Origin of the sequence: Jannaschia pagri (assembly GCF_019655435.1) — a bacterium.
In the GTDB taxonomy this organism is placed as follows: domain Bacteria; phylum Pseudomonadota; class Alphaproteobacteria; order Rhodobacterales; family Rhodobacteraceae; genus Jannaschia; species Jannaschia pagri.
In genome coordinates this window covers 63,442-88,875 of sequence record NZ_BPFH01000001.1, presented here as the reverse complement: position 1 = coordinate 88,875, position 25,434 = coordinate 63,442, and the positions used below count along the sequence as shown (strand labels likewise).

Annotated in this window: 25 protein-coding genes; 17 read left to right on the top strand and 8 right to left on the bottom strand. The window is 64.4% G+C overall.

Translation table 11 applies throughout. The features are described 5' to 3' along the window. The first annotated feature begins 642 nt into the window (after positions 1–642). Positions 643–1,065, top strand: coding sequence for a nucleoside-diphosphate kinase (gene ndk, locus K5R33_RS00415; protein ID WP_220746997.1), 423 nt, complete (start codon positions 643–645; stop codon positions 1,063–1,065). An 81-nt stretch (positions 1,066–1,146) separates the two neighbouring features. On the opposite strand, the gene K5R33_RS00410 is transcribed toward ndk, so the two are convergent. Then, entirely contained in the window at positions 1,147–1,710 is a 564-nt protein-coding gene (locus tag K5R33_RS00410) for a carboxymuconolactone decarboxylase family protein (RefSeq protein WP_220746996.1), read from the bottom strand. 95 nt (positions 1,711–1,805) lie between these two features. Between K5R33_RS00410 and K5R33_RS00405 the strand changes: the two genes are divergently transcribed. Continuing rightward, the gene (locus K5R33_RS00405) at positions 1,806–2,396 is read left to right on the top strand and encodes a TetR/AcrR family transcriptional regulator (RefSeq protein WP_220746995.1); all 591 of its coding nucleotides are present in this window, start codon (positions 1,806–1,808) and stop codon (positions 2,394–2,396) included. Between the two features lie 55 nt (positions 2,397–2,451). Beyond that, positions 2,452–3,822, top strand: a complete 1,371-nt coding sequence (locus K5R33_RS00400) for an MATE family efflux transporter (protein WP_220746994.1) — start codon at positions 2,452–2,454, stop codon at positions 3,820–3,822. Here the strand turns inward: K5R33_RS00400 and K5R33_RS00395 are convergent. After that, entirely contained in the window at positions 3,806–4,135 is a 330-nt protein-coding gene (locus K5R33_RS00395; RefSeq protein WP_220746993.1) for a HesB/IscA family protein, read from the bottom strand. The two genes, K5R33_RS00400 and K5R33_RS00395, sit on opposite strands and share 17 nt — an antisense overlap. 74 nt (positions 4,136–4,209) lie before the next feature. On the opposite strand from K5R33_RS00395, the gene K5R33_RS00390 reads away from it, so the two are divergent. The 7 genes from K5R33_RS00390 (at position 4,210) to scpB (ending at position 11,569) form a co-directional block, all read left to right on the top strand. Beyond that, positions 4,210–5,346 carry a deoxyguanosinetriphosphate triphosphohydrolase gene (locus K5R33_RS00390; RefSeq protein WP_220746992.1) on the top strand — a complete coding sequence of 379 codons (1,137 nt, stop codon included), beginning with the start codon at positions 4,210–4,212 and terminating at the stop codon, positions 5,344–5,346. Positions 5,347–5,596: 250 nt separating this feature from the next. Further along, positions 5,597–6,064, top strand: a complete 468-nt coding sequence (locus tag K5R33_RS00385) for a hypothetical protein (RefSeq protein ID WP_220746991.1) — start codon at positions 5,597–5,599, stop codon at positions 6,062–6,064. A gap of 135 nt (positions 6,065–6,199) precedes the next feature. After that, positions 6,200–7,942: an arginine--tRNA ligase gene (argS, locus tag K5R33_RS00380; RefSeq protein ID WP_220746990.1), complete on the top strand. Its 1,743-nt coding sequence runs from the start codon at positions 6,200–6,202 to the stop codon at positions 7,940–7,942. 128 nt (positions 7,943–8,070) lie between these two features. Then, a complete protein-coding gene (locus K5R33_RS00375) occupies positions 8,071–9,105 on the top strand; it encodes an SPOR domain-containing protein (RefSeq protein ID WP_220746989.1) in 1,035 nt (344 codons plus the stop codon). A 9-nt stretch (positions 9,106–9,114) separates the two neighbouring features. Then, complete coding sequence (locus K5R33_RS00370) at positions 9,115–10,098, top strand: glycoside hydrolase family 3 N-terminal domain-containing protein (RefSeq protein WP_220746988.1); 984 nt, start codon at positions 9,115–9,117, stop codon at positions 10,096–10,098. Positions 10,099–10,208: 110 nt separating this feature from the next. After that, positions 10,209–10,916, top strand: coding sequence for a segregation and condensation protein A (locus K5R33_RS00365; protein ID WP_373314112.1), 708 nt, complete (start codon positions 10,209–10,211; stop codon positions 10,914–10,916). Then, positions 10,913–11,569: an SMC-Scp complex subunit ScpB gene (scpB, locus tag K5R33_RS00360; protein WP_255576109.1), complete on the top strand. Its 657-nt coding sequence runs from the start codon at positions 10,913–10,915 to the stop codon at positions 11,567–11,569. The genes K5R33_RS00365 and scpB overlap by 4 nt, the downstream gene beginning before the upstream one ends. A 238-nt stretch (positions 11,570–11,807) precedes the next feature. Here scpB and K5R33_RS00355 read toward each other — a convergent pair whose 3' ends face one another. Beyond that, positions 11,808–12,518 carry a TVP38/TMEM64 family protein gene (locus K5R33_RS00355; RefSeq protein WP_220746987.1) on the bottom strand — a complete coding sequence of 237 codons (711 nt, stop codon included), beginning with the start codon at positions 12,516–12,518 and terminating at the stop codon, positions 11,808–11,810. Positions 12,519–12,644: 126 nt separating this feature from the next. On the opposite strand from K5R33_RS00355, the gene K5R33_RS00350 reads away from it, so the two are divergent. The 4 genes from K5R33_RS00350 to K5R33_RS00335 are packed head-to-tail and all read left to right on the top strand — an operon-like array spanning position 12,645 to position 17,086. Further along, on the top strand, positions 12,645–14,057 hold the full coding sequence (locus tag K5R33_RS00350; RefSeq protein WP_220746986.1) for a hypothetical protein: 1,413 nt from the start codon (positions 12,645–12,647) through the stop codon (positions 14,055–14,057). Between the two features lies 1 nt (position 14,058). Beyond that, the gene (locus K5R33_RS00345) at positions 14,059–14,859 is read left to right on the top strand and encodes a hypothetical protein (protein WP_220746985.1); all 801 of its coding nucleotides are present in this window, start codon (positions 14,059–14,061) and stop codon (positions 14,857–14,859) included. A gap of 2 nt (positions 14,860–14,861) precedes the next feature. Further along, on the top strand, positions 14,862–15,851 hold the full coding sequence (locus K5R33_RS00340; protein ID WP_220746984.1) for a hypothetical protein: 990 nt from the start codon (positions 14,862–14,864) through the stop codon (positions 15,849–15,851). Beyond that, positions 15,848–17,086, top strand: a complete 1,239-nt coding sequence (locus tag K5R33_RS00335; protein WP_220746983.1) for an OmpA family protein — start codon at positions 15,848–15,850, stop codon at positions 17,084–17,086. Before K5R33_RS00340 ends, K5R33_RS00335 begins: the two co-directional genes overlap by 4 nt. Positions 17,087–17,137: 51 nt before the next feature. Here K5R33_RS00335 and K5R33_RS00330 read toward each other — a convergent pair whose 3' ends face one another. From K5R33_RS00330 to K5R33_RS00320, 3 genes are all read right to left on the bottom strand, one after another. After that, complete coding sequence (locus tag K5R33_RS00330; protein WP_220746982.1) at positions 17,138–17,821, bottom strand: hypothetical protein; 684 nt, start codon at positions 17,819–17,821, stop codon at positions 17,138–17,140. 371 nt (positions 17,822–18,192) lie between these two features. Further along, positions 18,193–20,796, bottom strand: a complete 2,604-nt coding sequence (locus K5R33_RS00325; protein WP_220746981.1) for a chemotaxis protein CheB — start codon at positions 20,794–20,796, stop codon at positions 18,193–18,195. 107 nt (positions 20,797–20,903) lie between these two features. After that, positions 20,904–21,428 carry a DUF2478 domain-containing protein gene (locus K5R33_RS00320; RefSeq protein WP_220746980.1) on the bottom strand — a complete coding sequence of 175 codons (525 nt, stop codon included), beginning with the start codon at positions 21,426–21,428 and terminating at the stop codon, positions 20,904–20,906. A 72-nt stretch (positions 21,429–21,500) separates the two neighbouring features. Between K5R33_RS00320 and K5R33_RS00315 the strand changes: the two genes are divergently transcribed. From K5R33_RS00315 to K5R33_RS00305, 3 genes are all read left to right on the top strand, one after another. Then, positions 21,501–22,250 (top strand): 5-oxoprolinase subunit B family protein, encoded by a 750-nt coding sequence (locus K5R33_RS00315; RefSeq protein WP_255588382.1) that lies wholly within the window; start codon positions 21,501–21,503, stop codon positions 22,248–22,250. Further along, positions 22,247–23,224 (top strand): 5-oxoprolinase subunit C family protein, encoded by a 978-nt coding sequence (locus tag K5R33_RS00310; RefSeq protein WP_220746979.1) that lies wholly within the window; start codon positions 22,247–22,249, stop codon positions 23,222–23,224. The genes K5R33_RS00315 and K5R33_RS00310 overlap by 4 nt, the downstream gene beginning before the upstream one ends. Positions 23,225–23,596: 372 nt before the next feature. Beyond that, positions 23,597–23,929, top strand: a complete 333-nt coding sequence (locus K5R33_RS00305; RefSeq protein ID WP_220746978.1) for a hypothetical protein — start codon at positions 23,597–23,599, stop codon at positions 23,927–23,929. 140 nt (positions 23,930–24,069) lie between these two features. Here K5R33_RS00305 and K5R33_RS00300 read toward each other — a convergent pair whose 3' ends face one another. Beyond that, positions 24,070–24,828: an SseB family protein gene (locus K5R33_RS00300; RefSeq protein WP_255576111.1), complete on the bottom strand. Its 759-nt coding sequence runs from the start codon at positions 24,826–24,828 to the stop codon at positions 24,070–24,072. Next, positions 24,825–25,403, bottom strand: a complete 579-nt coding sequence (locus K5R33_RS00295) for a uracil-DNA glycosylase family protein (protein WP_220746977.1) — start codon at positions 25,401–25,403, stop codon at positions 24,825–24,827. Before K5R33_RS00295 ends, K5R33_RS00300 begins: the two co-directional genes overlap by 4 nt. Between the last annotated feature and the right edge of the window lie 31 nt (positions 25,404–25,434).

Genomic DNA, 25,434 nt, shown 5'->3' with positions numbered 1-25,434 from the left:
GGCCCCAATTGATGATGAGAAGAGTACCAGTTCCAGGCGGGCGGGGATGGCCGCTTTAGACGGAATGGATTGGCTCAAATGGCGATGGAAGTTGCTGTCAGGCCTTTTGGATATGGCATTTGGCACGGTGGCCAAGTTAGTCGCTAGACTTCGGAGCAGTGCTTCGGTTGGAATTAGGAACCTGGCGCTGTTGCCAATTGCACGTTTGTTCCCCTGCAAGGGCCGTAAGGGGCGTCGTGAGGTGAATTGATGTAGTTTGGAGGTGGAGTGTGCAGTGGTCCGCTTGATCAGTACACGGTGCTCTGCGGCGTCTTGCGTGGACCAGTGCCCCCGATGGGCGCGGGGCTTTGCAAGCGCAGTCAATCAACAATCAGTCTTCCGCGGGACGGTTCAGTGCCCGCAGCAGCTCTGCGCCCAGACAGGGCGTCGTCAGCCTCGCCGCCAAGATCCATCCATCGGATGCGGCTTCGACATCCGCAGTGCCTGAGTGAAGTGACATTCGCGGCGGCTCGGAGACCGCATGGCCGGTATCGCAACCAAGCCGCGCCTGCTCAGGCGGACGATGGCCCACCGACGCGGCTTTTCATCGCCTAGGCCCGATGCTATGGGCCGGCCAAATTGACCTCTGATTTGGAGACCGAAATGGCCCTGGAACGCACCTTTTCCATCATCAAACCCGATGCCACCAAGCGCAACCTGACTGGTCAGATCGCAGCCAAGTTCGAAGAGGCTGGTCTGCGGATCGTTGCCTCGAAGCGGATCCAGCTGACCCTGGCCCAGGCGCAGACCTTCTACGGCGTGCACAAAGACCGTCCCTTCTTTGACGAGTTGTGTGAGTTCATGATCTCCGAGCCGATCGTCGTGCAGGTTCTGGAAGGTGAGAACGCCATCGCCAAGAACCGCGAAGTGATGGGCGCCACCAACCCGGCCGATGCCGCCGAGGGCACCATCCGTAAGGAATTTGCGCTGTCGATTGGCGAGAACTCTGTCCACGGGTCGGACGCGCCGGAGACGGCTGCCGAAGAAATCGCGTTCTTCTTCTCGGGCCTCGAATTGGTCGGCTAAGCCCACAGAAAAGGCGGGGAAATCCCCGCCCGAAGATAGAGCGGGGCGCCCACATGTGGCGCCCCGTTTTTGTGTCTGCTGTCAGGCCGCGGCGACGGCCTTGGTCCAGGCGAATTTCTGCATCGGCTCATCCACGGGGGTCTGGGCGACGTGGTTGGTGTAGTTGGACATGACCTTCTGGGCGAGGCCCAGGATGACATTCAGCACGGCGCGATGGTCGTAGCCTGCGTCAAAGAAAGCCGCCATATCGTCTTCGCTGACCTCGCCACGCTTCCGCACCATGTGAAGCGTGAAGGTGCGGAGGGCTTCTAGCTTCGCCGTCGGCAGCGGCGTTTCATTGCGGAGCGCTTCGGTGATCGCGTCATCGACCTTCATCATCTTCGCAATCGCCGTGTGCCCAGGCACGCAGTAGTGGCAGGCGTGTTCGACGTTGATCGTCTGCCAGACCACCGTTTGCTCGTCGGCGTTGAAGTCGGTTTGCATGAACAGCTTGTGCAAAGCTTGGTAGCCTTCCAGCGCCTGGGGGCTTTCGGACAGGACTTTGTGCAGGCCTGGTAGGCGGCCAAAGGCAGCTTTCGACGCTTCGAGCAGTGGTTTCGAGGCCTCTGGCGCCGTGGTCAGATCATGGGATGGGAAATCGGTCATGGGATAGCTCCTGTGTGCAGATGATGTTGAGTTACGCTTGCTTGAATGATCGTTCAAGAATATAATTGAGTAATCGTTCAAGTATCCGTGATGCCATGCCCAGACCGCCTTCCTATGACCGAGATGCCCTCATCGACCGAGCGCGGGACCTGTTTTGGGCCCAAGGCTGGGCTGGGACCTCCATGAAGGATCTGGAGCGTGCGCTGGATATGCGCCCAGGCAGTTTCTATGCGGCCTTTGGGTCCAAGGAGGCGCTGTTTGCCCTCGCCCTAGAGCGATACGCAGAGGACGGCGCGGCGGTTCTGGCCGAATTGGTCGAGACCCATGGGCCGCTGGACGCGCTGATCGCGCATCTTCGTGGGCTTGCCGCGTGCCCGCCGGGGCAGGGAAAGGCCTGCATGGCGGTGAAAACTCTGTTGGAAGTGGGCGGGCGCGGTGGCGTGCTTGCGACGCGGTCCGATGCGCTATTGTCCCAGATGGAAGCCCGGTTCGCGGCCCTCTTTGCGGCAGCACAAGCGTCCGGGGACATTGACGCCTCCTATGATCCAGACCGGCTTGCGCGGCGGTATCAATCCGATGTCACGGGGTTGCGAGCCGCGTCTGAGCGGGCTGGCGTTGATGCCGTAGCCCTGGCCGAGGATATGGTGGCCGACCTTGAGCGGCTTCGCAGGCCGCAGGCCAACTGACGCCTCTGGTTTGAGCGGTGTGGACAGGGCGCCCGCGAAGGCGTACCGCCCAGGCATGGCACATCCTCTAACCTCGGAGATGCGACAGACGCTGTCGCTTGGCCTGCCCCTCGTGGGCAGTCAGGTGGCGCATATCCTCGTGGGTTTGACCGATACCTTGATGCTGGGCTGGTACTCGGTTCCGGCGCTGGCGGCAGGCACTTTGGGGGCGTCGTTCTTCTTTGTGGTTATGGTACTCGGGGCGGGTTTTGCCTATGCCGTCCTGCCCATGGCGGCGGAGGCTGTGGGTCGCGATGATGAGACGCGCGCGCGGCGTGTGGCCCGTATGGGGCTGTGGTGGTCGACGATTTATGGTATCGTCACACTGCCGCTGTTCTTCTTTTCCGGCCCGATCCTGTTGGCTGCCGGGCAGGAGGCGCAGGTGGCCGAAGATGCCCAGACCTATCTGCGAATTGCGGGCCTGGGGCTGTTGCCGTCGCTCCTGGCGGCGACCCTGCGCAGCCATCTGAGCGCGTTGGAACATACGCAGGTCGTTTTGGTTGCTACGCTGGCTGCGGCGGGGTTGAACGCTGTGCTGAACTGGCTTCTGATCTTCGGTAACTTGGGGGCGCCGGAGTTGGGGATCCGGGGCGCCGCCGTGGCCTCGGTCGCGGTCCACGTGCTCACTGCGGGGATCCTGGTGCTCTATGCCACACGTTGGCCGGGGATGGAGCGGTTCGAACTGCTCAAGAACATCCACCGCGCCGACTGGCCGGTGTTTGGCGATATCTTTCGGCTCGGCTGGCCCATTGGTTTGACCCATCTTTCCGAAAGCGGGCTGTTCGTGGGGTCGGCGCTGATGATGGGGTGGCTGGGCACGGTGCCCTTGGCCGCCCATGGGATCGCGATCCAGATCGCGGCCCTGACGTTCATGGTGCATATGGGCCTGTCCCAGGCGGCCACCGTCCGCGTGGGGCAGGGCTGGGGTCGGTCGGACAAAGCGGGGCTGCTGCGCGCCGCGATTGCGGCCACGATCCTGTCGGGGATTGCCGTCTTGGGCGCGACGATCCTCTATTTGGGGGCTGGCGCGCCGATCATCTCGCTGTTCCTGGATCCGAGCGATGCGGAGGCACCGGCGATCTTAGCCTTGGGCGTGCATTTGCTGGTGCTGGCCGCGCTGTTCCAACTGGTAGATGCAGGCCAGGTCATGGCGCTTGGGGCGCTGCGCGGGGTGCAAGACACCCGGCTGCCGATGGTCTATGCCATCGTCTCCTACTGGGCGCTGGGCATCCCGGCGAGCTATGTGCTGGGGTTTCCCCTGGGCCTGGGCGCGACTGGGATTTGGCTGGGCCTGTGCGTCGGGCTTGCCGCCGCCGCCGTGGCTCTGGCGGCGCGCTTTGTGGGGTTGGTCGGGCGGATGCCCGACGGGGCTACATCGAAAAGCTGACGCCGCAGCCACAGCTAGATGAGGCATTGGGGTTCTCGATCGTGAACCGAGAGCCCACGAGTTCTTCGGTAAAGTCGATCACCGCATTCGCCAGGAACGGCAGGGAGACTTCGTCCACCACGACTTTCTGGCCCTCGCCTTCCAGGATCAGGTCGCCCTCCGCCGGGGCGTCCAGTTCGATCTGATATTGAAAGCCAGAGCATCCGCCGCCCTCAACGGCGACCCGCAGGGCCTTGCCGTCATCGCTTGCGCCGATTTCGGCCAGGCGTTCAAAGGCCCGGGGGGTGACGCGGGGCGGGACGGAGAGTTCCATGGGTGGGCCTCGGGGCTGTGCATTGCCGTTTCGTCAGATATATGGACCAAGACAGCGCCTGCCAAGAGAGCCCCGTGACAGTCCCCTTTGCCAGCGATCCGGCCCAGACCCGCGGACGGCTTTACCCGGAGGCAGAGAGCCATTTCCGCTCTCCGTTTCAACGGGACCGCGACCGCATCATCCACGCCAGCGCCTTTCGGCGTCTGAAGCACAAGACTCAGGTCTTTATCGAGCACGAGGGCGATTACTTCCGCACGCGTCTGACCCATTCCATCGAAGTCGGGCAAGTCGCGCGGACCCTGGCCAAGCACCTGGGCCTCAACATGGAGCTGACCGAGGCCGTGGCCTTGGCCCACGACCTGGGCCACCCACCGTTTGGCCACACCGGAGAGGAGGCCCTGCAACGCCTCATGGCGCCCTACGGCGGCTTTGACCACAACGCCCAGGCCATCCGTATCGTGACCCGCTTAGAACGCCACTACGCCGACTGGGATGGCCTCAACCTGACCTGGGAGACCTTGGAGGGCATCGCCAAACACAATGGCCCAGTGCTTGGCGAGGTGCCCTATGCGCTGGCGGATTACGACGCCCTGCACGACTTGGAGCTTTCGACCCACGCCAGTGCCGAGGCCCAGATCGCCGCATTGTCCGATGACATCGCCTACAACAACCACGATCTGCACGATGGGCTCCGCGCGGAACTTTTCTCGACAGACGAATTGGCCGAACTGCCGGTGCTCCACGATTGTTTTGCCGAGGTCGACCGCGCCTACCCAGGGTTGAACTACTACCGTCGACGGCATGAGGCCCTGCGGCGCTTCTTCGGCGTTCTGGTCGAGGATGTGATCGCCGTGACCGAAGCCAACCTGGCCGAGTTGCAGCCCCGCGCCCCTGGGGATGTGCGCCATGCGGGGCGCATGATGGTGCAGTTCTCGCCCGGGCTCTGGTCTGATTTGAAGGTCATTCGGCAATTTTTGTTCGCCAGGATGTACCGCGCCCCCGCCGTGGTCGAGATGCGGCGGCAGGTCACGCAGATGGTGGATGAGCTGTTTCCCCATTTCATGGCCAACCCTGACGATTTGCCCAAACAATGGCGCAAGGATGTGGCCGAGGTGCGGGATGAGGTCGAACTGGCCCGGATTGTCTGCGACTACATCGCCGGGATGACGGACCGGTTTGCGATCCAACAGCACGAGCGATTGCTGGGGTAGGTGCCGCGCGTGCCGCTGCACTGGGCTGGTGTTGTAAGGTCCCCGACACGGGGCGTCTTTGCGGCTTCGTCGGTGGTAGACCTCGGCGCACGGCAGGTTTCATCGCCGCTCAGTGCGGCGGGCATCCCATCCGTGCCGGGCCGGCGGTCTGGCGCGGGCAATGTGGTCTGGCAGGGTAGGGGAACCCTTCCTTGCCGGGGCGGCGCATGCCGGGCAGGGTAGCTTGGCAAGGCAGTCGTTCGAGGTTCACATGTTTATCCGTTTCGTTTGTTTGTTGGCCTGTTGCGCCACCCAGGCCGCCGCCGAAGGCATCGTGCCCCGCGATGGCACCTGGACCGTCCGCTCGGTCGAGGCGAACATGGCCGAGGCCTGTCCACCGATGTTCCAACCCATGGCCGATCAAATGGTGGCCAATATCGGCAAACGCGACGTCTATGAGGTGGATTGGCCCGATGCTTTTGATCCTAATCTGGCCAGCGGTCTGAACCCCGACGGGCAGCCCGTGACCTGGGATCGCGTGGATGACGTCACGTGGCGCGCCAGCCTGTCCGGGCCCGGCAAAGAGGCTGTCATCGGCACGATGACGGTGGTCAGCGAGACGGAGATCCAAAACCGCGTCGATATGGACGTGGAGAAGATGATGGAAGAGCAGGGCGGCGCCCTCAGCGTACCGGACTGCGTTCTCGACATGACCTACGTCATGGAATGGAAGGGCTAACGGCGGCGGTGGGACCGTTTCTTCCAGAAGAAACGGTCGCCTGCGGCACCGGGCCAAGTCCGACCGGTGGTCGTGCTTGAGGCCCCTGGGTCTCGGCGCTAAAGGGGGGCACCCCCAAGACACGGACGCCGCCCCATGAACCTCTTTGCCGATATACGTGCCCTGACCGTCGACGCGCTGACCAACCTGGCGGAGGACGGTCTCCTGCCACCGGGGCTGGACACGAAGAATGTCTCCGTCGAGCCGCCCCGCGACGCGGCCCATGGGGATATGGCAACCAATGCGGCGATGGTCTTGGCCAAGCCCGCCAAAAAGAAGCCCCGCGACATTGCAGATGCCCTGGCGCCGCGTTTGATGGCCGACCCGCGCATCGCCTCCGCCGAGGTGGCGGGGCCCGGGTTCTTGAACATTCGGCTGGCGCCGGTCGTTTGGCAGACTGTCGTGGGCGCCGTCTTGGCCCAAGGAACGGCCTTTGGGCGGTCTGACATGGGGGCCGGGCAGACGGTCAATGTCGAGTATGTCTCGGCCAACCCCACCGGTCCGCTGCATGTGGGGCACACACGGGGCGCGGTGTTCGGAGATGCGCTGGCCAGCCTGTTGGAATATGCGGGTCATACGGTGACCCGGGAATACTACATCAACGATGCGGGAGCGCAGGTGGATGTGCTCGCCCGGTCGGTGTACCTGCGGTATCTCGAAGCCCATGGCGAGGCCGTCGACTTCCCCGATGGGACCTATCCCGGCGACTACCTCGTGCCCGTTGGGCAGGCGCTCAAGGCGAAGGTCGGCGACGTCTATGTCGGCAAGGCAGAGCCCTTCTGGCTGGCCGATGTGCGCGCCTTCGCGACCGAGGCCATGATGGACCTCATCCGGGCGGACTTGGCGCGACTGGGCGTCGAAATGGACGTCTTCTTTAGCGAAAAGTCGCTCTATGGCACGGGCCGCATCGAGGCGGCCATCGACGCCCTACGCGGCAAAGGTTTGATCTATACCGGCACCTTGGAGCCGCCGAAGGGCAAGCTGCCCGAGGATTGGGAGGCGCGGGAACAGACGCTGTTCAAGTCGACGGACTATGGCGATGACGTCGACCGGCCCATCATGAAATCCGACGGGGCCTGGACCTACTTCGCGCCCGACATTGCATACCACTTCGACAAGACGGAGCGTGGCTTCGACAGTCTGATCAACGTTTTTGGCGCGGATCACGGTGGTTACGTTAAGCGGATGAAGGCCGCCGTCGCGGCGCTGACCGACAATGGCGTGCCGCTCGACATCAAGTTGACGCAGTTGGTCAAGCTGATGCGCGACGGGCAGGAGTTGAAGATGTCCAAGCGGGCAGGGACCTTTGTGACCCTTGCCGACCTCGTCGAGATGGTGGGGTCGGATGTGACTCGCTTTATCATGTTAACGCGCAAGAACGATGCCCCGCTCGATTTCGCCGTCGATAAGGCGCTGGAGCAGTCCAAGGACAATCCCGTCTATTACGTTCAATACGCCCATGCCCGCGTCATGTCGGTGCTCCGCAAGGCAGCCGCGCAGGGGATCGATGTCTCTGACGCGGCGTTGGGCGCGGCGGACCTGACCAAATTGGACCATGCCGCCGAACACGCGCTTGCGGGCAAGCTGGCGGAATGGCCGCGCCTGGTTGAGATCGCCGCGCGGACGCATGAGCCGCACCGCGTGGCCTTTTATCTCTATGACCTGGCCAGTGGGCTGCACGGGCTGTGGAACCGGGGCAACGAGGAACCGTCGCTGCGGTTTCTGCAGGAGGATGTCGCCACATCCCAGGCCAAGATCGGTTTGGCCCGTGCCGTGTCCGTTGTAATTTCGGCCGGATTGGGTATCTTGGGCGTCGAACCGGCACAGGAAATGCGCTGAACGACCCGCGTCAGACGGGCACCAGCCGCCGGTAGCAGAGGCGAGACGACCGGGGAAAACCCCGGCGGATCAGGGCAGTAATCAGCAGTCCCGGCGTGTCGCAGGCGTCCGGGGCGGAGGGCAGGCATATGGCGGATCTCGACTACTACGGTGCGGACTATGGCGCGGAACCCACGTCCCGCATCAGCGACGCATTGCGGAACTTTGGTTTGGTGAACTGGATCGGTGCGGGCACCTCGCTTGGCTTGGCGGCGGCGCTGTCGATCTGGGCAGTAGATCTGACGTTCCGCGATATGTCCAACGTGCCCGTGATCGCGCGCGTCGATGGCCCGATGCGGGTGGCCCCGGCTGATCCTGGTGGGACACAGGCGCCGTTTCAGGGCATGGCCCTGTCTGACATTACATCCGGAGGGGCGGCGGCGCCCGCGCCCGAGGAAATCGTCCTGGCGCCCTCGCCGGTTGATTTGTCGGCCCCGACCCTGGCGGAGCGTCGCCAGGCTGCCGGGTTGGAGGCAGCCCCCGTCGCCGACGCTGTGACCCAGGCTCAGGCCGCGCCTGCGCAAGCCCCAAGCGCCATTACCACGCCGGAGCCTTTGGACATGGCTGCACTGGCGGAGCAATTGGCTGCCGGTCAGACGCCGCTCGATGAGATCGTTGGCGCCTCTGCGCCAGCGACCCAGGCCCTGCCGACACCGGACCCGATCTTGACCGCGCCCCAGCCCGAAGTGGCGGCGGCGCCCGTGTTCACCGGCCCAGGCCTGGCGCGCTCGGCCCGACCGACGATTCGTCCATCCGCCCGCAGGATCGCGGCGCCTGCGACAACCGTCGCGCCCACCGAGGCGCCCGCCGCCGCACCTACGCGCCAAGTCGCAAGTTTGGGCGGAGTGGACGTCGACCCCAATAGCGTCGCGCCGGGAACCCGCGTCGTTCAACTGGGCGCCTATGACAGCGAAGCCGCGGCCCGGTCCGAGTGGGATCGGATGACCGGACGGTTCGGTGACTACATGTCCGGCAAGCAACGTCTGGTGCAAAAGGCCCGCTCTGGCGGACGGGATTTCTGGCGGTTGCGGGTTGTCGGCTTTGCGGACGGCTCCGACGCCCGGCGGTTCTGCTCGGCCCTGTTGGCCAAGGACGCAGCCTGCATTCCTGTGACCATGCGTTGACGCCTGTCGATGGCTGGCGCCTTTATCCTTGGCTGTGACGGTCCGGACCTGACCCCCAGCGAGGCCGCGTTCTTTCGCGAGGCCGACCCCTGGGGGTTCATCCTGTTTGCCCGCAATGTCACAAGCCCAGAACGTCTGCGCGCGCTGACCGCTAACTTGCGCGAGGCCGTGGGCCGGGATGCGGTCGTCCTGGTCGACCAAGAGGGGGGGCGCGTCCAGCGGCTGAGCCCGCCGTTCTGGTCGGGTTGGGTGCCGCCCCTGACGGAAATGGCGCGGGCGAAAGACCCCGAGCGCGCCATGTTCCTGCGTGCCACCCTGATCGCGCGCGAGTTGCGGGAGGTTGGCATTGACGTCAACTGCACCCCCACCGCCGATATCGCGGGCGAGGGGACCCATCCGTTCTTGCTCAACCGTTTGTATGGTCACACCGTGCAGGAGGTTGTGGCCCGGGCCCGCGCCAACGCCGAGGGGTGCCTGCAAGGCGGTGTCCTGCCGGTCATGAAACACATTCCCGGCCACGGGCGTGCCACCACCGACAGCCACTTGTCCTTGCCCAAGGTTCAGACGCCCCGGGCTGAGTTGGCGCGCACGGATTTTGAGGTCTTTCGCCAATTGGCCGATTTGCCGCTCGGGATGACGGCCCATGTGGTTTATGCCGATATTGATGCGGCGCCCGGCACGATCTCCGGCCCGGTCCACCGCGTGATCCGGGATGACATCGGTTTTGATGGTCTGCTGATGACCGACGATATCTCCATGGGGGCTTTGCCCGGTGATATCGCCAGTCGCTGCGCCGCAAGTATCGCGGCGGGCTGTGACGTGGTTCTACATTGCAACGGGACGCCCGGAGACATGGAGGTGGTCGCGGCTACCTGTCCTCAACTGGAAGGCACGGCGCTGCTGCGCGCGGACCGCGCCCTGCAAGACCGCCGCCCGCCGGTCACGCTTGACATCGCGGCGGCGCGGGCGGAATTTCAGGCGCTCACCGCCTGAGGGGACCCATCCTGTCTGATCCATCCTTTCCCGAAGGTCCCGCGCGCGACGACGGTCTCGATGCGGCAGCCGTCGAGGCGCGGCTGGCCGCCGAAGCCCTAATCGTAGACGTGGATGGCTTTGAGGGGCCTCTGGACCTGCTGCTGACGCTCGCGCGGACGCAAAAGGTCGATCTTCGGGCCATTTCCGTCCTGGCACTGGCGCGGCAGTATCTGGCCTTTGTGGAAAAAGCCCGGGAATTGCGGATCGAACTGGCCGCCGACTACTTGGTCATGGCGGCCTGGTTGGCGTTTCTCAAATCCCGCCTGCTTTTGCCGCCCGATCCAGAGGAGGAGGGGCCGAGCGCCGAGGATTTGGCCGCCCATCTGGCGTTTCAACTGGAGCGTCTCGAGGCCATGCGAAAGGCCGCCGCGCGTTTGATGGCCCGCGACCAATTGGGCCGCGACGTCTTTGCCCGCGGGGAACCCCAGGGCGTGGAACGGGCACGGCGCGTTACCTACACTGCCACCTTGCTCGACCTGATGCAGGGCTATGCCCGCTTGCGCACGCGTGACGATTTCCGCCCGTTCGTGATGGATCGCGATGGCGTGTTCACCATGGAGGAAGCGTTGGAGCGAATGCGCCCCTTGATCGGGGCCGTGGTTGAGTGGACCGACATCCTGTCTTTCTTGCCCCAGGGGTGGAATGCCGATGCGGCGCGCTGTCGGTCGGCCACAGCCGCGACCTTTGCGGCCACCTTGGAGCTTGCCAAGGGCGGTGGGCTTGACCTGCGGCAGACCGACACCTTCGGGCCGATCCACATTCGGAGACGCCCGTGAGCGACGACGACGCGCAAACGCCAGAAAGCCTGTTTCAGGCGCCCCCCCTGGCAGAGCAGGAGCGGATGGTGGAGGCGATCCTCTTCGCTTCGGCCGCGCCCGTGACCGTGGCGGATTTGCATGCGCGTCTGCCCCATGGGTGCGACGCGCCAGCGGCTCTCTCGCACTTGGCCAAGCGGTACGAGGGGCGCGGCGTGCGGCTGATCCGGGTTGGCGATGCCTGGGCCTTTCGCACGGCCTCGGACTTGGCGTTTCTCATGACGCGCGAGACGGTCGAAACCCGTAAGCTGAGCCGGGCCGCCATCGAAACACTGGCCATTATCGCCTACCACCAGCCCGTGACGCGGGCTGAGATCGAAGAAATCCGGGGGGTCTCGGTTTCAAAGGGGACGGTCGAACAGCTGCTGGAGCTGGACTGGATTAAGCTCGGCAAGCGGAAGCAGACGCCGGGGCGGCCTGTCACCTTTGTTGTGACCCGCGCGTTCTTGGACCATTTCGGCCTGGAAACGCCGCGCGATTTGCCCGGGCTCAAGGAATTGCGGGCCGCCGGTTTGCTGGAGAGCACGCCCTCGCCCGATGCACTGCCAGAGCCCGAGGGCGACGCGCAGGATGATCTCTTTGTGCCAAGCCCACCCGAGGAGCCGCCGGTCTAGGCGCGCGCCGCTCCACGGATGTTTGTCCTGCGTCGCCCGCGACAAAGCCGCGCGCGAATACCCTCAGGCGATGTTGCATTGCTATTTGTCATTCGAGGTAGGCCAAACCGACGGAGGAGTCGCATGCTAAAGTTCATCATCAGACGCTTTGCTTGGCGCTTTGTCGGGCGGTTGCTTGGCCAACGGTCGGCGCGAAACGCACGGACGGTCCAGCGCGCGGTCCGCATCGCGCGACGTCTTAATCGATAGACGACGGTCCTCCGGGGCTGTCCTCGACCACGCCGGCGCGGCGGAGTTCCTGGGTGGCGACACGGCCCATCCAGATGATGAGAGCGCCAAAGATGGCGAGGCCCGCGCCAATGCCCCAAAACCGCAGGCCCTGAACCTCGGCAGAGGCAAGGCCGCCCATTTCGCCGATCCAGACCATGGCCAAGGTTCCGGGGGCAAGCCCGACCGTCGATGCCCAGACATAGGGCCAGAAGCGCACGGATGTGACGCCGAGCAACCAGTTCTGCACCGTGAACGGCAAGATCGGCGTCAGGCGCAGCAGAATGATGAACAGAACTGCATTCTGCGCGATGGCCCGGTCCGCTGCGGCGACCTTGGGCCCGTCGAACCGCCGCAGCAACGGCGCGCGCAGCAGGCGCCGACCGATCAGATAGGGGAACACCGCGCCCAGGATGCTGCCCACCATGGAGAGGGGAAATCCCCACCACCCAAAGGCAAGCCCACCAAAGATCGACATGGCCGCCGCAGGCAGGGGCAGCATCACCACGACGATGTAGACCCCGATAAAGGCCAGCCAGCCCGTCATCGCATGATCGTCGACCCACAGCCGCAGTGGCGGGACCCAGTCTTGCCACGGCAGCAACCAGCCGCCAAAGGCGAGGGCCACAAGGACAAGCGGCCAGATCCATATCTGCCAGGGAGCTATGCGTCGCGTCTGCATCTGTTTCCCTAATGGGGACGCCTTGGTTCACCTGCAAGGCCGGAATCGCGCGCTCGCCATTTGAACTTTGCCATGGAAGCGGCCACTTTATCTCAAACTGGTCGGCACTGGCCCAGGGGACCTGCGATGTTCGGAAAACCAAAGGCAAACCGGTTCAACCCGGACCTGCAGACCTTTCCCGAGATCATGGTCGACGGATTGGCAGCCGATTTGCGTCTTGAGAAACGTGGTGAGGCGGATGCCCGCGCAGCGGTTCCACCGGTGACGGCGGCCACGTTATCGGCGGCGGAGCTAGAGGCGGCCGATGCCGTCCGCGCCCTGCGCCGTCGCGCCCTGTCGCAATACGAGATGGAACAGCAAGCCTATGCCGCCCGCATTGCCGAGGCTGGATCTGCCCGCGAACGGGTCGAGTTGATGGTGGGGGAGGCACGCAATTCCATCCGCAACCTGACCTTGGACGAAGAGAACCGCTTGGAGAACGCGCGCACCCGTGTCGGTGGGTTGGAGCGGAAGTTGCGGGATTTCCAGGATCGCCAGGGCCTCGCCGGTCCACCGAAGGCCCGGCAGAACGGCTTCTTGGCCTTTGGTTTGATCCTCGTGGTGGGTCTCTGCGAGGTGGTGCTCAATGGCTACTTCTTTGCCGAACAGAATGCCTTGGGCTACGTGGGCGGCATTGCCATCGCTTCGGTGATTGCCGTCGTGAATGTGGCGTTCAGCTATGGCTTGGGCGGACAGGTCCGATACGTGAACCTGCGCAGTCCCACCTGGAAGGTCTGGGGGCTGTTCTGTCTGGTGGTCTTTCTTGCGCTGGCCGCGACGCTCAACTTGGCCGTGGCCCATTTCCGGGACGCATTGGAGACACTCGCCTGGGATGCCGCGCTCATCGCCTCGGTGGAGCGGTTGGTGGCGGGGCCTGTGTCGTTACGCTCCTTCGCCTCTTGGCTTGTTGTGGGCTTTGGCCTGTTGGTCAGTTTGACCGCCTTCTGGAAGGGATTGACCCAAGGCGACCCGACGCCCGGCTACAACGCGATCTATGACGCCTGGGAGGATGCCATCGACGATTACGCGGAGGCCTATGGGGATGCCCAAGACGCCCTGGAGGACGCCTTTGCCGAGGCGCGCGATAAGCTGGAACAGGAGGCCCAGGCCAGGCGGACGGACCTCAAGGCCGCAGTGGACGCCGTGCATCAGCGGGGCACCTTGACGCGGACCTTGGAGACATTCTTGGAAACCTGCGATGAGGCGGCGAACCGTCTGATCCGGCTTTACCGGGATGCGAACCTGAGGGTGCGGGACGACGACGGCCCCGCGTATTTCAACACGCCGTTTGCCTTTCCACCCTATGCGCCACCGGCACCACCCGATGGCGACCGGGAGCAAGCCCAGGCGGAAATCGCGCGCATCGATACTGTCGTGCGGGACGGTGTCGCGGCTTTGCTGGCCGCGCGGGAACATGCCTTGGATGCCTATCCCACGGTCCGAGAGATCAAGGCAGGCGACATGGCCCCGCGCCCACGTGTCGTGGCAGAGGCGGCCTGAGGTGGCGCGGCGCAGACGCAATCGGCGGCGTGGCGGGGGGCTCGGCGCGACCCTGCTCGGTGCGGCGTTGATCGTCGCGGCCCTGGCCGCCTTCGGCGTGATCGGGTGGCTTGTGTTCACGGAAAGCAACAAGCCGGGCATCGACGCGGCCAGCCTTTGCCCGGAAGACGGACCGCGGGGTCACTTGGCGATCTTGCTCGACACAACGGACCCGGTGTCCGCGACGCAGTTGCAACTGGCCCGGAACAGGGTTGGCGCCCTGATCGAGGCGGCGCCTGACTTTACCCGCATCAGCTTTGCCACCGTGCGGGCGGATGCGGGGGGCGCCGTGCGCAGCCTGTGCAAGCCGCCCCGCGATGCCTCGGCCCTGACCGCCAACCCCCGCCTCGTGGCGGAGCGCTATGAGACAGCCTTCCTGCGCCCGGTGACCGAGACGTTGGACAGTCTGCTGGCGGTGCCCCAGGCCGATAGCAGCCCGATCATCGAGACGCTCCAACGCTTCCTGGCCGCGATCCCCGGCTTTACGGAGGCCGGAGCCGACACGCGCCGCGAGGTGATCCTGGTCACGGATTTGGTCCAGCATTCCGAGGTGTTCAGCTTTTACCGGGGCGGTGACTGGACCAGCTTTCGCGCGTCCGGTGCAGTTGATCGCTTGGCGCGAAACCTATCTGGCGCAGAGGTGCGGATTCTGCGCTTGCCGCGCCCTGCGGCGCCCCAGGCGGCGGTGGATGACTTCTGGGTGCGCTACCTGGATGCCCAGGGCGCCGCGCGCGTCTCGCCCAGCGTTCTGGGGGATCTCTAGCCATGGCCCGCCGCACGCTGGACAGTTTTGGTTTGGACCGGTGGCTGCTGGCGCTGGCGTTCTTTGCGGGGGCGCTGGGCGTCGTGGCGCTCAAACTGGCGGAGATGCCGCAGTGGGCGCCTGCTCTCTATGCGGGTGGGGTCATCGTGGCCTATGCGGGGCTGACCTGGTTTCTGCGGTCGGCCCGGTTGGAGCCGGAGCAGATTGGGGACAATGCCTATTACCTTGGGTTCGTCCTGACGCTGTGTTCGCTGGCCTATACGCTCTGGGCCTTGGGGGCGGTCGAGGCAGAGGCCGCGTTCATCGCCGAGGTCGTCTCTGGCTTTGGGGTGGCGCTGACCTCCACCGTGGTGGGTGTCGCGGTCCGGGTGTTTCTGATGCAGTTCCGTATCGACCTCGTGGCGCGGGAGCGGGAGGCCCAGCTTGCCTTGGCCGAGGGCATGTCCGCGTTTCGATCCGAACTTGCCGAAGTGATCCGAGGCACACGGTTCCTGGGCGTCGAGATCCGGCAAACCTTGGCGCAGCATCACAAGGAGCTGGCAGAGCAAGATATGGCCCGCAGCAAAGAAGCGACGGATCGCATGATGGCCAGTTTCGAGGCCGCCATGGATCGGTTTGCCGACCGCGCCGCCGCCATGAACGATGTGCTGGCCACGCGGGCCGAGGGGACTGTGGCCGCCGCATCGGGCCGTCTCGCAACGCTTGCCGACCGACAGGATCAAGCCGGGCAGGCCTTTGAGGCGCGGATGGAGGACGCTTCGGCCCGGGCGGCCGCAGCAGCCGAAGCGCGGTTGGAGGCTGTGATCGCCCGGTTCGAAGCCGCTGCGAACCGGTCCTCGGCGACCCTGGCGGCCAGCACAGCAGCGATTGGTCAGGCTGCCTTGGGTGAGTTGCGCGCCCATCGGGCGGAAATCCGGGCGGAGATCCGCGCCGCACTAACCCTCACCAAGGCCGCCAATGACGCGCCACAGGTCCGGGCGGATGACGGATGAGGCATCGCGACGCTATGGATCGCGGGCGCGGCTACAGGCGCGGCACAGTCATGGGATTGACCGTGGCCGAGGCCTTCATGCTGATTGCCTTCGTTTTGTTGATGCTCCTGGGCGTTTGGATGGCCTCCGCACGGGAAAGGATCACCGCGCTGGAGGAGCGTGTTCGCGCTTCTGAGCCATTCGCGCAGTCTTTCACGGAGGAACAGAAAGCCGCTGCCCTTGCTGGACGGGATCAATTGACTCTCTTGGGGAATGACTTGGCCAAGTTGGACGCCTTTCGCACCCTCACCGATCAGGGCGCCAGCCCGTCCGAGGCAGCCATGGCCCTGGATTTGCTTGGTCAGCTACCCGATGGAGTCACCTTGCCAGAGGTCGCAGACCGTGTCCGTTTGCTGGATGAAGCGATGTTGCGGGACTTGGCCGAGGCCGCCGTGACCTTGGACCCGGAGACCCGCGCGACTCTGTCTGAGATGGCACAGCTCGACGACTTCCCGGAAGTCGCTGACCTGCTGCGCGACACCGGGCTCGAGTCCTTGCGCAGTGATTTGGCCAAGCTGGCAGCCTTTGAAGACATTCTCGCCAGTGGGGTCGATCCAGACAGTGCGGCAGAAATGGCCGATCTTCTGGCGGCCTATCGCGCGACCGGGCTGCATCCCGATGAGGTGCGCGCCCTGGCAGCCCAGATGGATGACTTGACCCGCGCGCGTCTGAACGCCGCCGCCAGCCGTGACGACATCGCGGAGGCCCTGCGCGTGCAGGCCGGTGGGCTGGTCGCGAGCCTGGGCGGCGTGGTCCAAGCGGATGGGTCCATCGTCTTTCGGGATACCCTGCTGTTTGATGCGGGCAGCGCGACCCTACGTCCGACGTTTGACGCGGCCTTGTCCCAGCTTTGCCGACCCTGGATTGAGACGCTCTACGCGCGTCGCGACGTCCTGTCTTCGGTGCGGATCGAGGGCCATGCGTCCTCGGAATGGATTTCCCTGCCGCCCCGGGCGGCCTTCGACCGCAACCTGGACCTCAGCCAGGCCCGCGCGGCGGCCGTCTTCAAGCGGTGCCTTGCCTATGCCGGTGACGATGCCGTGGCGGACTGGGCCCGCACGCGCATGACGGCCGTGGGCTATTCGTCGTCGAGGCCGGTCCTCACGTCCGAGGGGCAGGAGGATCCAATTGCGTCCCGCCGTGTCGTCTTTGCCATTGATACACGCGGGCCCGACGTGGATGGCGCGCTGCCTTGAACGGCACTGGCTCGTCAGCACCAACTCGATCATGCACTCCCGGGCGCAGGTTTACCCTTCGCTCCGTTTGCGGAGTGCTGGCACCGGCGGTTCCGCCATCTGCATCATGCGCATGACCGGGTCTTCGAACCCGCCCAGTTCCGCCTGACGCTGGGGGCCGCATTCGTGGATGTAGCGGCGCAGAAGACCGGCGTAGAACTCCAACTCCACGGCATGGGCCTCGATCGAGGCGAGGGCCGTGGTCATGTTGGGGCCGGTCGCCGGGTCCATGGGCATCGTGCCCCAACTCTGGGCCGTCATGGCCATGTTCAAAAGGGGCACTGCCACGTCCTCCAGCGCGCGGAGCCCTATCTCTTCGCGATGCTCCAGGGCCGGTCGGTCGAAATAAGTGCGGGCGGTGAAGGCGTTCTGAATGCCGCCGATAAAGTACCTGAACCGGAGCGTGGCCTGCCTGTTGGATCCAATCGGTCCGCCGATGATAACGCGAAGCCGCCCCAGCATCAGCCCAGGCAGGGCCAGGGTTAGATCGGGCTGCGCAAGGATCCGGGGGCCGGTGTCGATGGCCTCTTCCAAGGTCGTTTGAACGAAAGCGGCAAGTTCCGGCTCCAACACTTCGTGAATGGTGTTGTCGCGATTGAAAGACAGTTTGTGGCGAAACCCAGGGCGCACGACTTCGGCGCTGAGAAGCTGCAGCGCGCGCCCATCTGACGTGCGGGCTAGCTGGATGGAAAACATCTCCAGCTCAGATTGACGATCGCCCGGCACGTCTAGCCCTCCCAGAGCCTGTTACGGAGCTCTTAAACCGCCACTCTCACGTGTGCATCCTAACAAAGACTTAACAACTGCATCCTAACAAAGACTTAACAACATAGATAAATTTGAACAAAAGGAAACAGTCTTAGGGACTGGTGTGTTTTGTCGCATCACCCGTGGTGCGTGTGAGTTCAGCACTTTTCGAGCGTCTCCGTCTGCACAAAAAAGCATAGCCCTTTGTTGTCATTTGCAAGTCCTGCCTGCGCAAAACCGGTTTGTCAGTTTACTTCGCCCGCTCCAGTCCAATCGAGCCGAGTTTATAACGGCACAGCGTGGATGTCAGCCCAATGCATTTAATCTGAACTTTCGTCCTCCTCCGACAGGCCTTTGTCGAATTCGTTGACGGTTACAGTCACGCCCATGATTTCGCCGCCACGTTGGTTGTAAGGGGTGACCGTCACCCGGCGAAACATACCGTCCGATTCCATTGTCATCGCGCGCGTCCGTCGCTCCTGAAAGACTTCGCTGACAATTGGGATCAACGGTGGCAGGCCCTCGATCACGCGGCATCGTGAGAGGTGCAGGTCGAGCAGGCCGTAGTTTTCGATCCCAAAGTACGTCAGCGCGGCCCGGCTGGCGCGTCGGACTTGGAGCGCATGATCAACCACGAGGATTGGCAAAGGCACGGCGTCCAGGACGGCCAGCATCTCGCTGGTCAGCGTTTGTAGCTCGGTCGCGTTGATCTGCATTTCCTCGTTGACGGTGATCAACTCTTCGTTCGTGGATTGCAGTTCCTCGTTTGAGGTCTCCATTTCCTCGTTCGTGGCTTGCAGCTCTTCGTTCGTGGACTGAAGCTCCTCGTTCACCGATTGCAGCTCCTCATTGGAGGTCTGCAACTCTTCCACCGTCTGTTGCAACGTCTCGCGGGTGGAGGCCATCTCGCTCTCCATTTCATGCAAGACGGCCAAGCCTTCGTTGGCGCTGAGCGTGCTCAGATCGGTCGGAACGGTCGATTGGAAGCGGGTTCGCATCGCATAGAGAACGTGGCTTTCCCCACCTCCGGCGTTCGGGATCGGGAATGCCTCCAGGCTGACTTCGTTGAATTCCGCATGCGAGATGGGATGCCACTGTCCCCGCCGGGCGCTCTGGGATCGGAGGACCAGGGCCGTTAGGCTGGCGGCCTCATCCCGCAGCTTGCCGGTTAGGATCGTCGTGTTGAGGACCAGCGCGGATCGCTCGCTGATCTCTGTGATCGGGCTGATATCGCCGAAAATGCGCACGATGTCGTTTGTCTGCGTCACGACGAACCCGTTAGGCGCCACGGCACGGGCCAGTTGTTCGAACAAGCCCAGGTCGCTTTCGGTCCGATACCCCGTCGCCGCCTGTTCGCGTTGCCCCCGCGTGGAGGGGCGCGACATCGACACAAGGCCCATCCGTTCGATGTGGCGTCGGCTCATCTGCCGCTTTGCGAAAACCTTGTCGCCGTTGGGCGTGGACTCGAAGTAGCCGTTCATCGCTCCGATGGCCTCGGAGGTGCCCAGAAACAGCAGCCCCGCCCCGTTGAGCGCGTAGTGCAACCGCGCCAGCACACGTTCCTGCAACGCGGTCTTGAAGTAGATCATGACGTTGCGCAGCGAGACGAGGTCGACGTTGATGAACGGCGGATCCTGAAAGATGTTGTGGTGCGAGAACAGAACCACTTGGCGCAGGGCCTGGATGACCTCGATCTTTCCGTCATGGATGCGGAAGTAGCGGTCGATGAACTCATCGGGAATGTCGTTGACCGCCGTTTGTGGGTACACCCCGCGCCGGGCCACCTCCAATGCGCTTGTGTCGATATCCGTCGCAAAAATCTGCAGCCGCGCCCGTTGCAGGGCCTCCAACCCGCCAAGGGCTTCGACAAGCAGAATGGCGATGGAATAGGCTTCCTCGCCGGTTGCGCAGCCCGCCACCCAGACCCGGAAGGGGCCGTCCATGTCATCGCGGGTGCGGATCCGCGTGCGAAGCGCCTCGCCAAGCTGAGCGAATTGATCCCGGTCGCGGAAGAAGCGCGTCACGGAGATCAGCAAGTCTTTATACAGCGCGTCGATCTCTTCGGCAGACCCCCGGCAATGGGCCACATAGGCGTCGTAGTCTTCGATCCCCAAGGCGGCCATCCGGCGGGCCACGCGGCGATTGACGGTGTTCTCACGGTAGTCGCGGAAATCCACGCCCGTGCGCGCCAGCAGGATATGCATCAGGTCCGACAGAGGTGACACTTGATCCGACAGGCGGCGGAAGCGTTCCAGATCCCGTGGCACAGCCAGGATCTTGGCCAAGTGTTGACCGATCTGCTGCGGGGATAATTGTAGATCGATGCACCCCGTCTCCAGCGCCGAGGCTGGCATGCCGTCGTATTTGGCGGTGCCCACATCCTGCGCAATCGTGATGCCGCCCGCCTCGCGCACAGCTTGCACGCCATAGCTGCCGTCACTGCCCGTTCCTGATAGGACAAGTGCGACGCAGCGTTCGCCCATTTCTTCGGCCATGGATTTAAACAAACGGTCCGCCGAGGGCTTCGGTTTGCCAGGTCCGCCGTCTTGTGGGCGGAGGCAGACTTTTCCATCCTCCATCACAACGTCAAAGTTGGGCTGGGTGACGTAAATCGTGTCGGCTTGCGGCTCCGCATCCTCGGTCAGTTCGACCACGGGCAAAGACGTCTCGTTGGCGAGCAGGCTGGCCAACATGCTTTTGTGTGTCGGGGACATATGCTGGGCGAGCACATAGCTCACCCCAAGGTCGGGGGGCAGGTTCTGGACAAGCAAAGACGCCGCTTCCAACCCGCCCGCAGACGCCGCGATCCCGACGATCAGGGGCGTTTGCGGCGTCGCAGGCGACGAGCCTCCTTGAGGCTGCGCAGGCGTATCTGTCGCCTCCGCATCGGCATCCCCGACGTGTTCCGGGTAGCCCTCAGTCATCATCGGATCGCTCCTATCCAGAGTTCGGGACGGTCGCATGTGCGTTGCCGGACCCCAATTCTTTCTAAAAGCGTAAGCTGTGTCTATCGAGTCGGGCGGATCGCCACTTATGATTGTATTCTGGATCCAAGAACCCGTGACGCGACAAGCCAATGTGTCAGGGCGTCCTGATCCGCCGGGACGGCCTCGGCCAATCCATCGGCAAAGGCCAAAAGCGCGTCGCGGTTCAAGGCGTTCACCCCAACAAGGACATCCACGTCTGAGGCCAAGGCTTGGGCAATCACCGGGCGGAAGCCGCGTCCCGCCGCCTCTTGCTTGCCGAACTTGTTGACGATCAGCAGATCGGCCCCCGCATCCAGCCGCGCCTGCGCCGCCGCAACGGAGGTTTCCAATCCATCCGCATCCAACCGGCAGCCGCGCGCTTCCCGTCCAAGGGATTGGCTGATGCGGATCATGGGGCCATCGGGCAGCACAAGCACATCCATGTCACACCGCGCACAATCGGGCCGGTCACTGTTCACCTGAACGATACCCGCCACGCGCAGACCACGGGTCATCGCCGTTTGTGCAACGTCATAAAGAAGGGGGTCGAGCTCGCCGCGCCCTTCGGTGATCGTGTAGGCCAATCTCATGGTGCTACCGTTTCCATGGACCCGGGCGCGGGGCAAGCCTTGACCTCTGCGACGAAGGTCGGCACCCCATAGATGATGGCCGACGACTTTCCCCGAATTGAGCTGCTTGGCACCCAGGGCTGGTTGGTGCGCTTCACCGACCGCCTCGACGACCAAGCCAATCGCGCGGCCATAGCCTATCGCGCTGCGGTCGAGACGGCACGGCAGCAGACGCCCGAGGCATGGGCCGGTGTGCGCGAGACGGCCTCTTCGCTTGGGTCGGTCTTGATCCGCTTCGAGGGCGACCGGGACGGGCCCCAGCAGGCGGCTCAGCGGCTCCTGGGCTCCCAGGATTGGGCGAAGCAGCCGCTGCCACCGCGGCGGCTTTGGACCATACCCTGTAGTTTTGGTGGCACGGACGGGCCGCAATTGGCGGAGGCGGCGGATTTGGCCGGGGTTGCCGAGGCCGAGGCGATCGACGCCTTGACCGCGCAATCGGTGCGCGTCTTGGCCTTGGGTTTTGCGCCTGGGATGCCCTACCTGGGGATCCTGCCGCCTGCATGGGACATTCCCCGCCAGTCCGGTTTGACGCCCAAAGTGCCCGAGGGCGCCCTGGTCGTCGCTGTCCGTCAGTTCGTGTTGTTCGGCACCGAGGCGCCTACAGGTTGGCGTCAAGTGGGGCGGACGTCATTCGGCTGTTTCCGACAGGGTCGTGACCGGCCCATTGCCCTGTCACCGGGGGACGAGGTGCGCTTTCAACCGGTAACGGCAGAAGCCCTGCGAGAGGCGGAGCGGTCCGATCCGTCCGGTCATGGCGGGGCGACCGTCACGATGATCCCATGATTGAGGTCTTGGCCTGCGGTCCGATGGTATCCATCCAGGACGATGGTCGCCCCGGATGGGTGTCCCAAGGTTTGTCCCAGGGTGGCGCCGCCGATCCCATGGCGCGGGTGGAGGCCGCGCGTCTGTTGGGGGAGGCACCCGGCGCAGGGCTCGAATCCGCGGGCGGGCCGCTGCGCTTGGCCGTCGGGGAGGCAACGACGCTCGCCTTCACCGGGGCGCCCATGGTGGTTCAAACGACGGATGGCCCTTTGGATTGGCATGCGTGCCACCGGGTCGAGGCGGGGACGGTTCTCGATCTGCGACCTGGGTCGGTCGGGGTCTACTCCTATGTCCATGTGGCTGGCGGGCTTTTGACCGAAGAACGTCTTGGCAGCCGGTCCGCCCATCAGATCGCGCAGATCGGTGGCGCAATCCAAGCCGGGGAAAGGCTGCCGATTGCCCGTGAAACGGCGCCGCGTCCGTCGCTGCGATTGTCGCGCATCCCAGATCGCTTTGAGGGCGGCAGTCTGCGTATTGTGCCCACGCCCCAAACCATTTTGTTTCCCAAGGCCGAGCGGGATCGGTTCGAGCAGACGACATTCATCCGCGACCCGCGTGGCAACAGGCAAGGGATCCGTCTGGATATGCCAGGGCCCGGCTTCGCGACGGAAGGGCAATTGAGCCTGTTGTCGGACTTCATCTTTCCAGGTGATCTCCAGATGACCGGGGATGGGGTGCCCTATATTCTCGGGCCCGAATGCCAGACCACCGGTGGCTACCCCCGCATTGGAACGATCATCCCGCAGGATTTGCCCCGAGCGTTACAGGCCCCCGTGGGCGCGCGCCTGTCGTTTCGTTTCGTGTCCATCGCAGACCTGCGCGACGACGGGCCGCCAGGCGTTGAGCCAAGGATCCGTGCGCCCTCCGAAGTGCCTGACCTGCTGGCGCAGCAACTGATCGGTGGTGTGGTGTCCGCCCGTGGGGACTTGGACTAGCTGAGGGTCCCGGATTCCGCCCGCAGCGCTTTTGGGGGGCTGTGGGGCTGGGAGTATTTTTGCCGAGAAGAAGCTGGGGCGGGTGGTTGTGGCTCGGGGTGGGGCGCGGCTGGGGCGGGGTTTCGTGTCGGATTTTAGGGGAATTGTCGCGGTTTGGTGAGCTGCCGTCGCGCGCCCGTGAGGGCCGTGCGGTTGGGGGAGAGATATGTGCGCAGATGCACGCTTATCGCGTCATTCTCACGCGTCCGTTTGTTGAATGCCAGGCCGCCCTCCCGCATATCAATCCCATCAGCAGGGCAACAGCCCAGCACACCGCAACCCACGCAGGCCCGCCGCAACGCTAACTGGGCCACTCACATAAGGACTAACACTATGAAAACGCTCATCCTCTCCGCCATCGTCGCCGCCGCTTCCATCGCCGGAGCCGCCTCCGCCCAAGTGCCCGCGGGCGCCGCCGGGGCCATCGCTCACTTCAACCAGGATATCGACCGCGCCAACGACCGCTCGAAGCTGCCCAGCGGCGACGCGACCGTCACCGTCTCGACCCGGTCCGGCTCGCTTGGTGAGGCCTTCGCGATCTTCAACGCGACCGAGGACAACGCCAACGACCGGCGCGGGCTGAACGGCGCGACCGTCGTCGGCAAGAACGCCATCGCGACGAACATCTTCGCCCGCTTCGCCGAGGAGAGCCGCGACGACGACTGATCTTTCGCTAACCGCTCCGGCCGGGTGTCCCCCCGCCCGGTCGGAGTGATAGCGAGGCCAGACATCCCATGCCGTTCCGGCTTGGGGATCGGCCTCACCCCCCGTCTCGACGCTCCAGGGCGCGGGCGGGGGTTTCGCGTTTATCGCAGGCGGGGAGGGGCGTTTGGGTCGCGCACCGGGCCTGTCTGTTGCGGCTCCGGGATGTCGATGCGCAGGCCGTGACGGGCCAAGGCCGCTGCAAGGGGATGGGTTGCGCGCAGGAAGGTCACGTCCAACTGCCCAGCCTCTAGGCCCGAAAACACGAGCGCCTCCGACACGGCGCGGGCCAAGTCCTCTTCCGCGCCTGGCACGGCATCGACAATTGCGAGCACATGACCCCGGCCCCCGTCTTCGTAATGGGCAGAGGCCAAATACGCACTGCGACCCAACCCGGCGGCCAGGGTCAGTTTTCCGTCCAAGGCCGTTATGAGCGCCTCGGGCAGGGCGCCGGGCGGGGCGATCTCGGTGATCCTGCGGTCCTCTTCGACCGGAGCGTGATCCAGCGTATCGCGCAACCAACCTATGGCCTCGGGCGGCAACAGCTGCGCCGAAGGCGCATCTTCGAGGTTGAGGGCCAAGCCCAATCCTTCGGAGGCTAGCAGGCCCGCAACCCGCCGACCCGAAAGGGTCGCCGTTTGCGCGGCGCCGGCAAACGCCTCCAACCGTTCAGGCAAGTCAAACGCCGCTGCATACCGTGCGCCTTCCACCTCAAAGAGACGTGGGGTCACACGATCTCCGTCTGCGGCATCCAGCAGCAGATGCAACTCCGCCTCGGCCAATGTGTTGAAAAAGGCCAAACGGTCGGCGTCCTCGCCGCTTGCCTCGGCACGCTGATGGGCGGTGTCGAGCGGGGTCATCATCGCAGGGCCTCTTGGATCGTATTGCGCAGGACGGGCAATGTCTCGGTTTCAAACCACGGGTGGCGTTTCAACCAGGCGGTATTGCGCCAGGACGGATGAGGCAAGCAGAAGATATGGGGGGCCCGTGCGCGCCAATCTTGCACCCGGTCGGTGACGCGTCCCCGGCCCAGGTGCCAGTCCTGCGCATAGCCCCCAATCAGGAGCGTGACCGCAACCTCGCCCACGTGGTCCAGGGCCCGGGCGCGCCAAAGCTTGGCGCAATCGCGGGGCGGAGGCAGGTCGCTGCCCTTGGCGTCGTAGCCGGGGAAGCAAAAGCCCATGGGCACGATGGCGACCTTTTCCTTGTTCCAGAAGGTCTCCTCGTCCAGGCCCATCCAGGCTCGCAAGCGCACGCCCGATGGATCGTCGAAGGGTTTACCTGACTGGTGGGCGCGCATGCCGGGCGCTTGGGAGGCCACGAGGACCCGCGCGCCGGGTTGAAACCAGACGACGGGGGCAGGCCGATGGGCGGTATGGGTTGCGGCGAAGCGGTCCGCGCAATGGCGGCAAGCAGCGATCTCATCGGTCACGGTCATGGCGCAGACCTAAGGCGCGCCTGGGGATAAG

Coding starts and splice junctions, on each gene's coding strand:
- K5R33_RS00330 (WP_220746982.1), bottom strand. CDS start 17,821: ATGTTTTCCATCCAGCTAGCCCGCACGTCAGATGGGCGCGCGCTGCAG.
- ndk (WP_220746997.1), top strand. CDS start 643: ATGGCCCTGGAACGCACCTTTTCCATCATCAAACCCGATGCCACCAAG.
- argS (WP_220746990.1), top strand. CDS start 6,200: ATGAACCTCTTTGCCGATATACGTGCCCTGACCGTCGACGCGCTGACC.
- K5R33_RS00400 (WP_220746994.1), top strand. CDS start 2,452: ATGGCACATCCTCTAACCTCGGAGATGCGACAGACGCTGTCGCTTGGC.
- K5R33_RS00325 (WP_220746981.1), bottom strand. CDS start 20,796: ATGACTGAGGGCTACCCGGAACACGTCGGGGATGCCGATGCGGAGGCG.
- K5R33_RS00300 (WP_255576111.1), bottom strand. CDS start 24,828: ATGATGACCCCGCTCGACACCGCCCATCAGCGTGCCGAGGCAAGCGGC.
- K5R33_RS00370 (WP_220746988.1), top strand. CDS start 9,115: ATGGCTGGCGCCTTTATCCTTGGCTGTGACGGTCCGGACCTGACCCCC.
- K5R33_RS00315 (WP_255588382.1), top strand. CDS start 21,501: ATGATGGCCGACGACTTTCCCCGAATTGAGCTGCTTGGCACCCAGGGC.
- K5R33_RS00355 (WP_220746987.1), bottom strand. CDS start 12,518: ATGCAGACGCGACGCATAGCTCCCTGGCAGATATGGATCTGGCCGCTT.
- K5R33_RS00320 (WP_220746980.1), bottom strand. CDS start 21,428: ATGAGATTGGCCTACACGATCACCGAAGGGCGCGGCGAGCTCGACCCC.
- K5R33_RS00335 (WP_220746983.1), top strand. CDS start 15,848: ATGAGGCATCGCGACGCTATGGATCGCGGGCGCGGCTACAGGCGCGGC.
- K5R33_RS00375 (WP_220746989.1), top strand. CDS start 8,071: ATGGCGGATCTCGACTACTACGGTGCGGACTATGGCGCGGAACCCACG.
- K5R33_RS00305 (WP_220746978.1), top strand. CDS start 23,597: ATGAAAACGCTCATCCTCTCCGCCATCGTCGCCGCCGCTTCCATCGCC.
- K5R33_RS00340 (WP_220746984.1), top strand. CDS start 14,862: ATGGCCCGCCGCACGCTGGACAGTTTTGGTTTGGACCGGTGGCTGCTG.
- K5R33_RS00385 (WP_220746991.1), top strand. CDS start 5,597: ATGTTTATCCGTTTCGTTTGTTTGTTGGCCTGTTGCGCCACCCAGGCC.
- K5R33_RS00410 (WP_220746996.1), bottom strand. CDS start 1,710: ATGACCGATTTCCCATCCCATGATCTGACCACGGCGCCAGAGGCCTCG.
- K5R33_RS00405 (WP_220746995.1), top strand. CDS start 1,806: ATGCCCAGACCGCCTTCCTATGACCGAGATGCCCTCATCGACCGAGCG.
- K5R33_RS00395 (WP_220746993.1), bottom strand. CDS start 4,135: ATGGAACTCTCCGTCCCGCCCCGCGTCACCCCCCGGGCCTTTGAACGC.
- K5R33_RS00310 (WP_220746979.1), top strand. CDS start 22,247: ATGATTGAGGTCTTGGCCTGCGGTCCGATGGTATCCATCCAGGACGAT.
- K5R33_RS00350 (WP_220746986.1), top strand. CDS start 12,645: ATGTTCGGAAAACCAAAGGCAAACCGGTTCAACCCGGACCTGCAGACC.
- K5R33_RS00295 (WP_220746977.1), bottom strand. CDS start 25,403: ATGACCGTGACCGATGAGATCGCTGCTTGCCGCCATTGCGCGGACCGC.